This window comes from Cupriavidus sp. LA-1 (assembly GCF_055385985.1).
Genome location: NZ_AP031388.1, coordinates 2110131 through 2123793, shown reverse-complemented (window position 1 = coordinate 2123793; position 13663 = coordinate 2110131). Strand labels below are relative to the sequence as shown.

Annotated in this window: 10 protein-coding genes; 7 read left to right on the top strand and 3 right to left on the bottom strand. The window is 66.8% G+C overall.

The features are described 5' to 3' along the window. Together ACZ5MJ_RS28750 and ACZ5MJ_RS28745 are read left to right on the top strand one after the other, a co-directional pair. Nucleotides 1–3462, top strand: a complete 3462-nt coding sequence (locus ACZ5MJ_RS28750) for a hybrid sensor histidine kinase/response regulator (protein WP_464224343.1) — start codon at nucleotides 1–3, stop codon at nucleotides 3460–3462. Between the two features lie 138 nt (nucleotides 3463–3600). Continuing rightward, nucleotides 3601–4992 (top strand): MFS transporter, encoded by a 1392-nt coding sequence (locus tag ACZ5MJ_RS28745; RefSeq protein WP_464224342.1) that lies wholly within the window; start codon nucleotides 3601–3603, stop codon nucleotides 4990–4992. 104 nt (nucleotides 4993–5096) lie between these two features. On the opposite strand, the gene ACZ5MJ_RS28740 is transcribed toward ACZ5MJ_RS28745, so the two are convergent. Together ACZ5MJ_RS28740 and ACZ5MJ_RS28735 are read right to left on the bottom strand one after the other, a co-directional pair. Continuing rightward, entirely contained in the window at nucleotides 5097–5909 is an 813-nt protein-coding gene (locus ACZ5MJ_RS28740; RefSeq protein WP_464224341.1) for an SDR family oxidoreductase, read from the bottom strand. A gap of 33 nt (nucleotides 5910–5942) precedes the next feature. After that, nucleotides 5943–6875: an IclR family transcriptional regulator gene (locus tag ACZ5MJ_RS28735; RefSeq protein WP_464224340.1), complete on the bottom strand. Its 933-nt coding sequence runs from the start codon at nucleotides 6873–6875 to the stop codon at nucleotides 5943–5945. 369 nt (nucleotides 6876–7244) lie between these two features. Between ACZ5MJ_RS28735 and ACZ5MJ_RS28730 the strand changes: the two genes are divergently transcribed. After that, nucleotides 7245–7424, top strand: a complete 180-nt coding sequence (locus ACZ5MJ_RS28730) for a hypothetical protein (RefSeq protein ID WP_464219360.1) — start codon at nucleotides 7245–7247, stop codon at nucleotides 7422–7424. A 12-nt stretch (nucleotides 7425–7436) separates the two neighbouring features. Continuing rightward, nucleotides 7437–9041: an IS66 family transposase gene (locus ACZ5MJ_RS28725; RefSeq protein ID WP_464219358.1), complete on the top strand. Its 1605-nt coding sequence runs from the start codon at nucleotides 7437–7439 to the stop codon at nucleotides 9039–9041. Nucleotides 9042–9283: 242 nt separating this feature from the next. Here ACZ5MJ_RS28725 and ACZ5MJ_RS28720 read toward each other — a convergent pair whose 3' ends face one another. Then, entirely contained in the window at nucleotides 9284–10150 is an 867-nt protein-coding gene (locus tag ACZ5MJ_RS28720; protein ID WP_464224339.1) for a LysR substrate-binding domain-containing protein, read from the bottom strand. Nucleotides 10151–10275: 125 nt separating this feature from the next. Here ACZ5MJ_RS28720 and ACZ5MJ_RS28715 point away from each other — a divergent pair, with 125 nt between their 5' ends. The 3 genes from ACZ5MJ_RS28715 (at nucleotide 10276) to ACZ5MJ_RS28705 (ending at nucleotide 13651) form a co-directional block, all read left to right on the top strand. Beyond that, the gene (locus ACZ5MJ_RS28715) at nucleotides 10276–10863 is read left to right on the top strand and encodes a cysteine dioxygenase family protein (protein ID WP_464224338.1); all 588 of its coding nucleotides are present in this window, start codon (nucleotides 10276–10278) and stop codon (nucleotides 10861–10863) included. Nucleotides 10864–10974: 111 nt separating this feature from the next. Then, entirely contained in the window at nucleotides 10975–12588 is a 1614-nt protein-coding gene (locus tag ACZ5MJ_RS28710) for a rhodanese-like domain-containing protein (protein ID WP_464224337.1), read from the top strand. Nucleotides 12589–12649: 61 nt separating this feature from the next. Then, nucleotides 12650–13651, top strand: a complete 1002-nt coding sequence (locus ACZ5MJ_RS28705) for a Bug family tripartite tricarboxylate transporter substrate binding protein (protein WP_464224336.1) — start codon at nucleotides 12650–12652, stop codon at nucleotides 13649–13651. Nucleotides 13652–13663: the final 12 nt, after the last annotated feature.

The following is a 13663-nucleotide window of genomic DNA, read 5'->3' as shown; positions in this document are numbered from 1 at the left end:
ATGCAACAAGCCCTCGACCGCACCCGGGACACGCTGGCCAGCGCCTTCGACACGCTCGCCGACCATGCCCGCCGCCAGCAGCACCTGTACTCGGTGACCATCGCGGCACTGATCGCCATCGTGTTGTTCTCCGGCACGCTGCTGGCCGGACTGGCGGCAAACCAGCACCTGGACTATCGGCGCAGCCACGTTGCGCACTACGCCGGCGCGGTGTCGCAACGGCTGCACAATGAATCGTCGTTCCTGCGCCGTACCGTGCTGAGCATCCGCTACTACCTGAACGCGCCCGCGGCGGGCCTGTCCCGCGATGCCGGCCTCGATGCCTTCCGGCGCACCGGCGCGGCCAGCCTTCATATCGATGCCGTACACAAGGACTACCATCTGCTGGCTACCGATGCCACGCGCCAGGCCTGGGGCGCGGCGCTGCCGGCGCAGTACGTGCGCCTGCGCCAGATCGCCCTGGCCGCGGTGGCCACGCAGCAGGCGTTCGACCTGGACCACGGGGCCTACGCGGTCTCGCTGGGCGAAGACAGCGCTATCGTCATCCGCCAGCCGGAAACCAACGCGCGCGCGCCGTTATCGCTCGATCCTGCATGGATACCGCGGCTGCGCACGCGGCTGACCCAGGCGCTGCTGGACCGCACCGGCCACGCCGTGCCGGCGCGCGACGAACAAGTCTGGGTAGGGCCGCTGCGCGATCCGGTGGACGACTCCATCATCATGGTGCTGGCCGGGGCAGCCTACGCCGGCGATACCGGCGGTACCGGCGGTACCGGCGGTACCGGCGGTACCGGCGGTACCGGCGATAGCGGGCCCACCATGCTGGTAGCCTCCAGCGTGCCCGTGCAGGCGTTCCTGGCCGGCCTGCAGCGGCCGCAGGACAGCGCGCTGCTGGCGTTGCTCAATGACGCGGACGCGGTCATCGACGCGTGGCCGCACGACACCGCCATGCCCGCGGCCAGCGTCAGCGACGCCGCCGCGCGGGTTCGCGACCTGCCGCGCAACGCGCTGCGGCTCACGCGCTCGGGCATCTTCCTGGTGCAGCGGTTGCAGGCGGGCTTCGGCCTGCTGGTCTACCACCTGCCGTACCGCCTGCTGGGCGCCGCGCTGGCGGCGGAGCTGGCCGTGATCGCCGGCGCCATGCTGCTGCTGGCCGGCGCCATCGCGCTGGCCGCGCGCTACTGGAGCCGTCACCTGCTGCGGCGCACGCATGCCGAAGCCTCGCGCGCGCTGGAAAGCGAGCTGATGAACCACGTGCTGGTCAGCGCCACGCCGGTGGGCCTGTGCATCGTGCGCCAGCACGACTACGTAGTGCTGACCTCCAACTCCCTGGCAGAGTCGCTGCTGCCGCCGCCGCACGGACGCCTGCCCGCTGCGGTAGCGGATGCATTGGACCGGCAGCCACGCGGTGCCGGCAGCGCGCACGCATCCGTCTCCAGCGTTACGGTCGCGGTGCAAGACCCGTCCGGTCACGGCGATGCCGCACAACGCTTCCTGCAGGTCACCTACGCGCCCGCGCGCCACCGCGATGAAGCAGTGCTGTTCTGCGCCGTGCAGGACTGCACCGCGCAACAGGCGCTGCAGGAGCAACTGCGCTCCGCCCAGCAGGCGACCGAAGCCATACTGCGCGTACGCTCGACCTTCTTCGCCGCGATGAGCCACGAGATCCGCACGCCGCTGAACGCGCTGCTGGGCAATCTTGAACTGCTGGCGCGCAGCAGCGGCCTGGAGACGCACGCGCCGCGGCTGCGCGCGCTGGATACCGCCGCCGAGGCGCTGCATCGCATCGTCAACGACGTGCTGGACTTCTCCAAGATCGATGCCGGCCAGCTCGCGCTGGTCAATGCGCCGTTCCGTCCCGTCGATGCGCTCGAAAGCCTGGCCTTGACCTATGCGCCGATGGCGGCGGGCCGTCCCGTCCGCTTCTGCCTGCAGCTGTCGCCGTCGCTGGATGTGCAAGTCATGGGCGACCGCACGCGGCTGGTGCAGGTGTTCAACAACCTGCTGAACAACGCCTTCAAGTTCACCGCCAGCGGCCGCATCACGATGAGCGGCGAACTGCGGCAGGATGATCACGGCACCTGGCGGCTGGTCTGCCGCGTCAGCGATTCCGGCATCGGCATGGCGCCGGCGCTGGCGGCGCGCGTGTTCCAGCCGTTCGTGCAGGGCGATGCCGTGACTGCCAGCCGCTACGGCGGCACCGGCCTCGGCTTGTCGATCTGCGCACGGCTGTGCGAACTGATGGGCGGCAGCATCCGCGTCGACAGCGTGCCGGACGTGGGCAGCGCGTTCACGGTATCGGTGCCGTTGCCGCTGGCCGCCGAGGCAAGGCAGGCAAACGCGCCGGCCGCCGTGGCGCGGCACGGCCGTGTGATGGTGCTGTGCCGCGATGCACGCGCCGGCGAATCGCTCGAAGCCTGGCTCGGCACGGCGGGCTGGCGCGCCGATGTCATGGAATCCCTGGCCGCGGCGCAGGAAGGCGCGCAGCGCAATGCGCCCGAGGTCGTCGTCGCCACCGATGAGTATCCGCTGACCGCGCTGGCCGCCGTGCGCCACGCCGCACCGGTCCCGCTGGTATGGGTATCGACGGAAGGCCCGCATCGGCCCAGCCAGTGCGCCCCCGGCATCCTCGAGGTCTCGGCCTTCAGCCACCGGGCGCTGCTCGATGGCGTGGACGCGGCCGCCGGCGCAGCGCCGCTGGCTGTCCCAACGCCGGGTGTTGCTCCCACACTCAGCGCATTGCCCACACCATTGGCGGCCCCACTGACGATCCTTGTCGCCGAAGACAATCCGCTGAACCAGTCCCTGATCGCCGAGCAACTACAGGCTCTCGGCTGCCAGCCCATCGTCACAGCCAATGGCAAGCAGGCGCTGGCGGTGCTGGAGACCACACCCGTCGACGCGGTGCTGACCGATCTCCATATGCCGGGGATGGACGGCCAGGCCTTGCTGCACGCGGTCCACGCGCGGCATCCGGGCCTGCCGGTACTGGCCTTCAGCGCGATGGCGTGCAGCGAGCCCGCGCAGGACTGGCGCCTGCGCGGGTTCTCCGGCTATGTTGCCAAGCCGGCATCGTTGCAGGACCTGGAAACGTGCCTGCGCGACCTGCCCGGCCGCGGCCTCGCGGCAGCGCCATCCGCGCACGATGGCGTGCCGGCAGCCGCTGCCGAAACCAGCGACCGCCGCCGCTATGAAGACATGCTGCGCCAGCAGTTGCAGCAGGACCTGCCGGCGCTGGCCAGCATCCTCGCGCGGCAGGACCTGCCGGCGCTGCGGCATTGGGTGCACGCCGTGGCCGGCGCCTTCATGATCGTGCGCCGCCAGTCCATCGTCAGAGAATGCCGCGCACTGGAGACGCTGTGTGACGCCGCGCAGACCTGGCCCCCTGCCGCCACGGCCGCCGTCGAAGCCCTGTACCGGCGGCTGCAGCGCTATGCACAAGGCGCCGCGGCCGCGCACTAGCGCTGCCGCGCCCCGCCTTACCACAATTGGCGGATTTGCGAGCAGCGCCACGCGCGACGATAATGGCAATGCCGCGCCTTGGCCTTCCTGGCCAGGCATCCCCGATCCTGGCGCGGCATTGTCTTCAATGTCTCCCCCATGCAGCCAGAACAAGGCCTTCCCCAGCCACAGCGGACCTGGGCGATCCTCACCGTTTTCTTCGGCCTGATCATGGCCGTGCTCGATGGCTCGATCGCCAATATCGCCCTGCCGTCGATCTCGCGCGAGCTGCAAGCCGAACCCGCCAACACCATCTGGGTCGTCAACGCGTACCAGCTGACGGTGACCGTATGCCTGCTGCCGCTGTCCTCGCTGGGAGATATCCTTGGCTACAAGCGGGTCTACCGGGCGGGGCTCGCGACCTTCCTCGTGGGCTCGCTGCTGTGCGCACTGGCGGTCAACCTGCCGATGCTGGTCGCCGCGCGCGTGCTGCAGGGCATCGGCGGCGCCGGCATCATGAGCGTCAACACGGCGCTGGTGCGCTTTATCTACCCGCCCACGCGCCTGGGCCGCGGCATCGGCCTGAACGCACTGGTGGTCGGCGTGACCATCGCCGTGGGGCCGTCGCTGGGCGCGCTGATCCTGGCGGTGGCCAGCTGGCAATGGCTGTTTGCGGTGAACGTGCCGGTGGCCATCGCCGCGCTGGCGCTGAGCCGCACCTCGCTGCCGGCCACGCCACCGCAGCCGCGTGATTTCGACTACCCCAGCGCGCTGCTGTCGGCGCTGGTGTTCGGCATGTTCATCCTGAGCGTGGACGGCCTGGGCCACGCCGGCTGGCGCCTCGCCGGCAGCGCGGGCCTGGCCGTGGCCGTGGTGCTGGGCTGGCTGCTGGTGCGGCGCCAGCACGGGCGTGCCGCGCCGCTGGTGCCGGTGGACCTGTTCGCCAGCCGCGCCTTCACGCTGGCGGTGGGCACCTCGTTCTGCTCGTTCATGACGCAGATGCTGGCCTTCATCTCCCTGCCGTTCTATCTGGAATACCAGCTCGGCCGCTCCCTGCAGCAAACCGGCCTGCTGATCACGCCGTGGCCGCTGATGGTGGCGACGATGGCGACCGTCTCGGGCCGGCTGTCAGACCGCTACCCGGCCAGCATCCTGGCGGGCATCGGCCTGGCCATGCTGGGCGGCGGGCTGGTCGGCCTGGCCACCCTCGGGCCCGATGCCAGCAGCCTCGACATCGCCTGGCGCATGGCCATGTGCGGCACCGGCTTCGGCTTCTTCCAGTCGCCCAACAATCGCGCCATGATCGGCGCCACGCCACCCGAGCGCAGCGGCGGCGCCAGCGGCGCGCAGGCCACCACGCGGCTGCTGGGCCAGACCACCGGCACCGCGGTGGTGGCGCTGCTGTTCAGCCTGGCGCCGACCGGGGCGGCGCGCATGGCACTGTATGTGGCGGCGGTGGTGGCGGCGCTGGGGGCAGCGATCAGTCTGAGCCGGTTGCGCGATGAAACCGGCGCAGAGCCGGTGCGGCGGGCAGTGGAGCCGGATGCCTGATCGGCGGGCAAGCTACGGGCGGCAGCAGCAAGACCGCTGACCTATCGCATCCCGATGGCGTGCGCCCCCGCCGCCTTCACCACCCGCACCCGCTTCGCGATTTTTCAGACCGCGATGCCGCCGAACTCCTGCATCACCTTGTCATGCAGGCGGCGCATGCCGCGCAGCCAGCGGTCGTAGTCCTGGCCCTTGCGCCGATAGTACTCAAGCACTTCCGGGTGCGGCAGGATCAGGAAGCGCTCGTCGGCCACCCCTTCCAGCGTCACCGCCGCGACATGCTCGGCGGTGACCGAGCCTTCCTGCAGGAAGCCCTTGCGCTCGCCCTTCTCGCCAAGCAGCATATTGGTCTGCACGCCCTGCGGACAGATGCAGCTGACCTTGATGCCGCGCTCGCCGTAGGTGATCGACAGCCACTCGGCAAAGCCGATGGCGGCGTGCTTGGTCACCGCATACGGTGCCGAGCCGATCTGCGACAGCAGGCCCGCGGCCGACACCGTGTTGATGAAGTAGCCGTCGCCACGCTCCAGCATCTGCGGCAGCACCGCCCTGGCAGCGTGGATATGCGCCATCACGTTGATTTCCCAGATGCGCTGCCACTCGTCGGCGCTCGCATCCAGCCCCTTGCGCAGGAGGATGCCGGCGTTGGAGCAGAAGATGTCGACCTGGCCGAAGCGGCGCGTGGCCTCGTTGGCCAGGCCCTGCACGGCGGCGGCGTCGGCCACGTCGACGGGCTGGGCGAACACCTGGCAGGCCGGCACCGCGGCCTGGACCTCGGCGGCGACGGTGGTGGCTCCGGCCGCGTTCAGGTCAGCCACGGCCACGCCGCGCGCGCCGGCCTGCGCAAAGGCCAGCGCCAGTGCGCGCCCGATACCGGTGGCCGCGCCGGTCACCACGACGGTCTTGTTGCGTACTTCCATGGATTGTCTCCTCGTTGAATTCGGATGTATGGGTCAGATGCTGGATGCCTTGGCCCGGGCGCACCGACCCGGCTCGGGCTGCGCGGGGGCAAAGCGGGCGGTTGCACGCACGCTGGCCGGCTGCCACAGCCGCGCCTGCAGGCTCTGGGCGAGGTCGCGCACGCGCGGGCCCAGGTTGCCTTCCAGAATTTCCGGCGACAGCCGCGTCGAGGACCCGCCGATATTCAGCGCCAGCACCTCGCTGCTGCCCGCCAGCCGCAGCGGCGCGGCAGCGCCGCTGACGGTGCGGTCCCATTCGGCATGCGCCACGCAGAAGCCGCGCCGCGCGTGGTCGCGCAGCGCGCGGTCGATGCCGGCACGCACCGCTGGCCAGCGCGCGCCGTAGTGGCGCGCCAGCTCGGCCAGCGCGGCTTCGCGGTGGTCGGCATCCAGACCGGCCAGCCAGGCGCGGCCGATCGCCGAGGTAGCCATCGGCAGGCGCGCGCCCGGCGCCAGCCGGATCACCAGCGCACCGCGCGGCTGGCAGCTTTCCAGGTAGACCATGGCATGGCGGTCCGGCATCGCCAGCGCCACCGTGCAGTCGGTGGCAAACGCCAGCGACTGCATCAGCGGCTGCGCGATCTCGCGGATGCCGGCAGCGCCCAAATAGCGGTGGCCGAGCACCATGGCGCCCTGCCCCAGCCGGTATTTCTCGGTGGCTTCGATGTAGGTCAGGTAGCCAAGCGTGGCCAGCGTGTAGGTCAGCCGCGATACGGTCGGGCGCGGGATGCCGGTGCGGCGCGACAGCTCGGCATTGCCCAGGTAATCGTCCTGCGGCCCGAAGGCGCGCAGCAGCTCCATGCCGCGTGCCAGCGCCGTGACGAAGCTGCGGTCATCGGCGCCGGCATGACCCGCCTGTGCATCGGCCGCCACCAGGGTATGGGCGGCGTCAGGCGGCGGGGCCGGAATGGTCGTGGTGCGTTTCATGGGCGAGCGGTCGGCAAGAGAGCCCTAGATTGCAGCAACGGCGCTCCCGAGGGGACCGCTATGTAGGGAAATCATGTGCGCGAGAGACGGCGTTCATGGATACGAATCAGCAGGTTGACGCGATTTTTGCTGTCAACAACAAGAGCAAAAGCCCGCAGACACGTCCCAATAGAATCAATAACTTACCGAACGTCTTGGTAACTGCTCAATAACCCGGGGCAACCCCTCAGGCGCTGCGTCGCCCCCCGACCGGGAGCATCGAGCCAGGATGCAGGCGACGCCTTCTTGCGGGCGGCAATAAATTTCGGTTGTAAACCTTAGGCGGCGATGTTAACTTTTGTTGCATCGCCACTCCTACGTTGCCGGGCCATGAGCACCCCTCAAAAATTCATCCCGCCGGATATCGACCGAAGCGAGTTGACGCCGCGGGAGCTTGAATTGCTGGCGGTGCTCGAGCGGTTGACCGACATGGTCAATCACCAGCAGGAGCAGCTTCAAGGACTGGAAAAGGAAATCGCCCGGCTGCGTAAAGCCGGCAAGCGCGCATAGCCTCACGCAACCGTGAGGAAGAAACTCGCTGCGCCGTATATTCCCGAAGCCGAGCGCACACCCGCGGTCGTGAAGCTGCTCGCCTGGGGTGAAGGCCTCATGGAAATCATCCTTCGCCAACATGAGCAGGAGTTGCATCTGAAGGATGAAGTCGCTGTGCTCAAGGGCGAGAAGAAGCGCCCGAAGTTCAAGCCGAGCCGCATGCATGAGGAGGCCGGCAAAGTCCAACAGCAGGCCAAGCCAGGTAGACGACGCGGTTCGCCCGGCAGGAGCAAGACCGCCCAACTGAGGATCGATTGCGAAGAGATCATCGAGCCGGCCGGGCTGATCCCGCCGGGCTCCCGATTCAAGGGCTACCGGGATTATGTGGTGCAGGACTTGGTGATCGGCTCACGCAACACACGCTATCGGCTTGCACGTTGGCAAACACCAGACGGTCGGACCTTGACCGGGCAACTTCCCTGGGCCGTCGCAGGCAGCCACTTTGGCGCGACGCTGGTCAGCTATCTGCTCTACCAGCACCACCATTGCCACGTTACCCAGCCGCTGTTGTGTGAGCAATTGCGCGAATGGGGCATCGAGATCTCGTCGGGGCAGTTGAACGCGCTGCTGCAAGAGGGCAAGAAGCGGTTTCACGAGGAAAAAGACGGGCTGTTATCGACCGGGCTGGCGCTCTCAGCATATGTGACGGTCGATGACACGGGCACGCGTCATCAAGGCAACAATGGCTACGTCACCCATATTGGTAACGAGCACTTCGCTTGGTTCAAAAGCACGTGTTCGAAGAGCCGCATCAATTTCCTCGAACTGCTCGGCGCCGGACACGGCTACCAGATCAACGAAGACGCCCTCGCCTACATGAAGAAGCAAGGGCTCTCGCAGGTGTTCCTAAATGCGCTGCGTGAGCACGACCGCAGACGATTTGCCGATCAGGGTGCATGGCAACTCCACCTCAACGGCCTGGGCATGGACGTTGCCCGCTACCGCAACATCGCCACCGAGGGCGCGTTGCTGGGCAGTCTGAAGCGGCGTGGCGTGGCGCAGGATCTCGCCATCATCAGCGACGATGCAGGACAGTTCAACGTCCTGATTCACGGCTTATGTTGGGTACATGCGGAGCGCCTGGTTCACAAGCTGCTCCCGTTGAACGATCTACACCGCGAGGATATTGCACGCGTACGCAGCGACATCTGGTCCCTGTACGCGGACCTCAAGGATTACAAGCGACGTCCCACCCTCAAGCGCAAGCGCGAACTGCAAGCGCGCTTTGATGCCGTCTTTACCCAGAAGACCCGCTACACCACACTCAACCGTTTACTCAGGCGCATTCACCTGAACAAGTCCGAGTTGCTCCTGGTACTTGAGCGTCCTGAGGTCCCACTGCACACAAATGGCAGCGAGCGCGATATTCGCGATCACGTGAAAAAGCAGAAGATCAGTGGCGGCACGCGCAGCGAGCTCGGTCGGCAATGTCGCGATACGTTCTCCAGCCTGAAGAAGACCTGTCGCAAACTGGGCGTCTCGTTCTGGGATTACCTGACCGACCGCATCTCGTGCAGCGATCACATCCCACCACTGCCGCACCTGCTTGAACAACGCCTCCTGCGCTCTGCTTGAACAGGGTGCCGCCGTTCGCCCCGGGTTATTGAGCAGTTACACGTCTTGCACAGCAGGCGCTGCCCCGCGCGGATCAGGCCTGATCCGCGCGGGGCGAGACCGGCAATGGAGCCATGGCATGCAGCGATAGGCGCCATTCCGAGGCAAATATTGATACGCGATCTTCTTAGTTTGCAGCGCCTGCTACGCGGCTTACGATCCTGGCTTCCCTGCTTTCCGAACGCCGGAATCGCGGGTAGCCGTCACGCGCTGACCAGCCCGCGCTGCAGGGCCGTTTTGAGCATTGAGAAGACATGCCGTGCAACAGGATTTACCGCATTGGGACGCGCCCAAAGGTAGTAGATGACATCCGGCAGCCGCGGCAAGCCATCGTTCTCGCCCAGGATGCGCATGTCCGCCGTCAGCAGGTCGATGCTGCGCGCCGTAATGCCCAATCCACCGCGCAGCGCCGCCTTGATGCCGATCAGGCTCGGTGCCAGGTAGGCGATACGCCAGGGCACACCAGCATGCGTCAACGCCTCGAGCGACAGCTTGCGGAACAGGCTCGGCTCATCGGCCAGGATCAGCGGTACGGGCGTGCCGCGGTCGTAGACAAAATCCGCCGAACACACCCAGATCGTAGGCGTGGTACGCAACACAATGCCTTCGAGCGCATTGTCTTCACGGGTAGAAACGGTCAGGTCGATTTCGCCGCGCCGCAGCGATTCCATCAGGAACGGGCTTCTGCCGACATGTATCTCCAGCCGCAGTGCCGGCGACGACCGCGCAATATGAGAGAGCAGCACCGGAAGGATGGTATCCGCCACATCGTGCGGCGCACCAATGCGCAGCGAGCCGGTCAGGTCTCCCTCGCGCAGCATTCGCAGCGCCTCGTCGTTGATGGTCAGCAGCTGCCGCGCGTATTCCAGCAGCTTCTTGCCGTGCCGCGTCATCTGCTTGCCGCGGCCCTGGCGCTCGAACAGCGTCAGCCCAAGCTGTTCTTCCAGCCTCTGCATCTGCTGGGTGACGGCCGATTGCGTGCGTTGTACGGCTTCGGCGGCGGCACCAAAGGTCTCATGGTCGGCAATGGCCACCAGTGTGCGAAGCAGGTCCAGATCGAGGTTACGCATTCATTAGCCCTGCTAATGGGTTTTCGTCGCACATTAAGTGGTTTTCAGGGCTGGCGTTCATTACAGTGAAACACGAAACACCCTTCTACCCCTCAAAAACAGAGATTACAAGGATCGATCGCATCATGTCCATCACACAACAGCGCCAGGCAGCCGTCGGAGAGACCATCGAATCCATTAAGAATATCGTAGATAAAGGCGCCGTCACGCGCGCCAGCCTGGCCGATGTCCTGTCCCATGTGGAAGAACTGGCCGCGCGCACCGAACTGTGGGGCGAGGCCGACTTCCCGCCGCCCGAGCCCGGTGAACGCCAGGCGCGTTACCTGATCGCCGAGGATCCTGACCAGACCTATGCGCTGTACCTGAACGTAATGCGTCCGGGCAAGCGTATTCCGCCGCACAACCACACCACCTGGGCCTGCGTGGCCGGTGTCAGCGGCATCGAGTTCAACGATGTCTACAGCCGCACCGACGATGGCAGCCAGCCCGGCGTGGGCACGCTCGAATATTCGCATACCGTGGAAGTCGGCCCGCGCAGCGGCATCGCGCTGCTGCCTGACGATATCCATGCCGTGGAAATTCGCGGGGAAGACGTCATTCGCCATCTGCATATGTACGGTCGTTCGCTGGAAACGCTGACCGAACGGCTGACGTTCGACCTCGAGACCGGACGCTGCCAGATCATGAACGTGGGCGTACAGACCCGCCGCTGATAGCAAGCCTGAAGGGGGCCTGAGCCAGAGCGCCAGGCCGCCCACTCCTGAGATCCGACCCGCCGAATTCCCTCTCCGCGCAGAGGACGGCTCCCTTTTGCCCAAAATTTCATGAGCCAAGCTTCCTATACCGTTGTCGACGCCGTCACCCTGAAGGGCTGGCTGCACGATGCCGACGAGATCGCGCTGTTCGATGTGCGCGAACACGGCCAGTATGGCGAGGGCCATCCGTTCTATGCCGTGCCGCTGCCCTACAGCCGGCTCGAACTCGACGTCGGCCGCCTGGCACCGCGTACCGATGCGCGCATCGTGCTGGCCGATGACGGCGACGGCGTGGCGCAGGCCGCTGCCGCCGCGGTGGCGCGCCTTGGCTATACCAACCTGTTCATCCTCGATGGCGGCATGCCGGCCTGGCAGGCCGCCGGCTACGGACTGTTTGCCGGCGTCAACGTGCCCTCGAAGACCTTCGGCGAACTGGCCGAGCACCACTACCGCACCCCGCGCGTCACCGCGCAGGAGCTGGCAGCCATGCAGGCCGGTGCCAATGCACCGGTGGTGCTCGATGGCCGCCCGACCGGCGAATTCCGCAAGATGAATATCCCGGGCGCGATCTGCTGCCCCAACGGCGAACTCGCCTATCGCCTGCGCGACCTGGTGCCCGACAGCACCACGCCGATCGTGATCAACTGCGCGGGCCGTACGCGCAGCATCATCGGCGCGCAATCGCTGATCAATTTTGGCGTGAGCAACCCGGTCTATGCGCTCGAAAACGGTACCCAAGGCTGGTACCTGAACGATTTCACGCTCGAACACGGCGGTAGCGCACGCTATCCGGACAACGCGTCGCCACGTGAACTCGATGCCGCGCGCAACGCCGCGCGGGCGCTCGCGGCCCGCTTCGAGGTGCCGCACATCGCCGCCGCGCAGGCCATTGCATGGCTGGCCGACAGGTCGCGCACCACATTCCTGTGCGATGTGCGCACCCCCGAGGAATACGCCACGCAGACGCTGCCCGGCGCGCAACACACCCCTGGCGGCCAGCTGATGCAGGCCACCGATCAATATGTCGGCGTGCGCCGCGCAAGGCTGGTTCTGTTCGATGCCGAAGGGGTGCGTGCCACCGTGGTGGCCAGCTGGCTGCGCCAGATGGGTCACGACGCGGTGGTACTCGATGGCGGTCTGCAGGCCGGACTTGCGGCCGGGGTCAAGGCTGCGCACGGACTCGCACATCAGGTGACCACGCCGGCCACCGTCAATGTCGCGCAGCTGGTCGCCGGCATGGCCAGCCAATCGATGCTTGCGCTGGACCTGCGCGGCAGCATGACGTACCGCGCCGGCCGTATCGCCGGCAGCCACTGGTCCACGCGCGCGCGACTGGCACAAGACCTGCACGGCGTGCCGCACGATACCACGCTGGTGCTGATCGGCGATGCCGACGGCGACGACCCCGCAGACCTGGCCGCCGCTGACCTGAGCACGCTGGGCTATCGCGATGTACGCCGGCTGCAAGGCGGCTTGCGCGCATGGCGCGACGCCGGCCATGCCGTGGGCCAGGGCGCCGACACGCTGCCTGATGCGCGTTGCATCGACTACCTGTTCTTCGTCCATGACCGCCACGACGGCAACAAGGCCGCAGCCCGCCAGTACCTCGCCTGGGAAACAGGCCTGATCGCACAGCTCGATGCACAGGAACTGGCCACCTTCCGCTTCCCTGCGGTCGACTGATTCCCACCCGAACCTGCAAGTCCGCCACGACAAACCTGCCAATAGAGAACGAGGTCGCCCCATGTCACGCCCGATGTCATCACGCTTTCCGCGGTTCCTGGTTGCAGCACTCACCGTCACCATGTTCGGCGCCGCCACGGCGCAGCCGCTGGCGCCGGTCAACGGCTATCCGTCGCAGCCGCTACGTATCGTGTCGCCGTTTCCCGCCGGCGGCGGCAACGATGCAGTGACGCGCGTGGTGGCCACGCGGCTGTCCCAGGTGCTGGGCCAGAGCGCGGTGACCGACAACCGCGGCGGCGCCGGTGGCAACATCGGCACGCGCTATGTGGCGGAGTCAAAGCCCGATGGTTATACGGTGCTGACCTCGCAGGTATCGGTCATGGCCGTGAACCCGACGCTCTATCGCGCGCCGGGCTTCGACCCGGTCAAGCAGTTCATTCCGGTCACGCAGATCAACGCGGCGCCGCTGGCCATCGTCGTCTCGGCCAACGCCCCCTGGAAGACATTCGAGGAACTGGCCGCACAGGCCAAGGCGCAGCCGCAGAAGATCACCTTTGCCACGCCCGGCAACGGCACGCTGTCGCACCTGGTGGGCGTGGTGCTTGACAAGAACAGCAATGTCTCGCTGCAGCATGTGCCATACAAGGGGGCTGGCCCGGCCATCAACGACCTGCTCGGCGGACAGGTCGATGTGCTGATCACGTCCACCTCGTCGGTGGCCGGTTTCATCCAGACTGGCCGCATGCGGGCATTGGCCGTCACCAGCCCGCGCCGTCTCGGGGTATTCACCAAGGTGCCGACTCTTGAAGAACTGGGCTATCGCAATGCACGCTTTGAGGACTGGTATGGCATTTTCGTGCCGGCCGGCACCTCGCCCGAGCGGGTGGCGCTGCTGAACCGCGCCATCGTGCAGGTGCTTCAGATGCCCGAGGTAGTGAAGACCATCAACGACGGCGGCAGCGACGTCGTCGCCAACAGCTCTGAAGCGTTTGCCGCGCAGCTCAAGCAGGACATCTCGCGCTGGTCGCAAGTTGTCAAGTTGTCCGGCGCGCATGTCGACTGACGCAAGGCACGG

Bases quoted from the DNA above. Each gene is read 5' to 3' on its own strand.
- ACZ5MJ_RS28750 (WP_464224343.1), top strand. From the start codon at position 1: ATGCAACAAGCCCTCGACCGCACCCGGGACACGCTGGCCAGCGCCTTC.
- ACZ5MJ_RS28745 (WP_464224342.1), top strand. From the start codon at position 3,601: ATGCAGCCAGAACAAGGCCTTCCCCAGCCACAGCGGACCTGGGCGATC.
- ACZ5MJ_RS28740 (WP_464224341.1), bottom strand. From the start codon at position 5,909: ATGGAAGTACGCAACAAGACCGTCGTGGTGACCGGCGCGGCCACCGGT.
- ACZ5MJ_RS28735 (WP_464224340.1), bottom strand. From the start codon at position 6,875: ATGAAACGCACCACGACCATTCCGGCCCCGCCGCCTGACGCCGCCCAT.
- ACZ5MJ_RS28730 (WP_464219360.1), top strand. From the start codon at position 7,245: ATGAGCACCCCTCAAAAATTCATCCCGCCGGATATCGACCGAAGCGAG.
- ACZ5MJ_RS28720 (WP_464224339.1), bottom strand. From the start codon at position 10,150: ATGCGTAACCTCGATCTGGACCTGCTTCGCACACTGGTGGCCATTGCC.
- ACZ5MJ_RS28715 (WP_464224338.1), top strand. From the start codon at position 10,276: ATGTCCATCACACAACAGCGCCAGGCAGCCGTCGGAGAGACCATCGAA.
- ACZ5MJ_RS28710 (WP_464224337.1), top strand. From the start codon at position 10,975: ATGAGCCAAGCTTCCTATACCGTTGTCGACGCCGTCACCCTGAAGGGC.
- ACZ5MJ_RS28705 (WP_464224336.1), top strand. From the start codon at position 12,650: ATGTCACGCCCGATGTCATCACGCTTTCCGCGGTTCCTGGTTGCAGCA.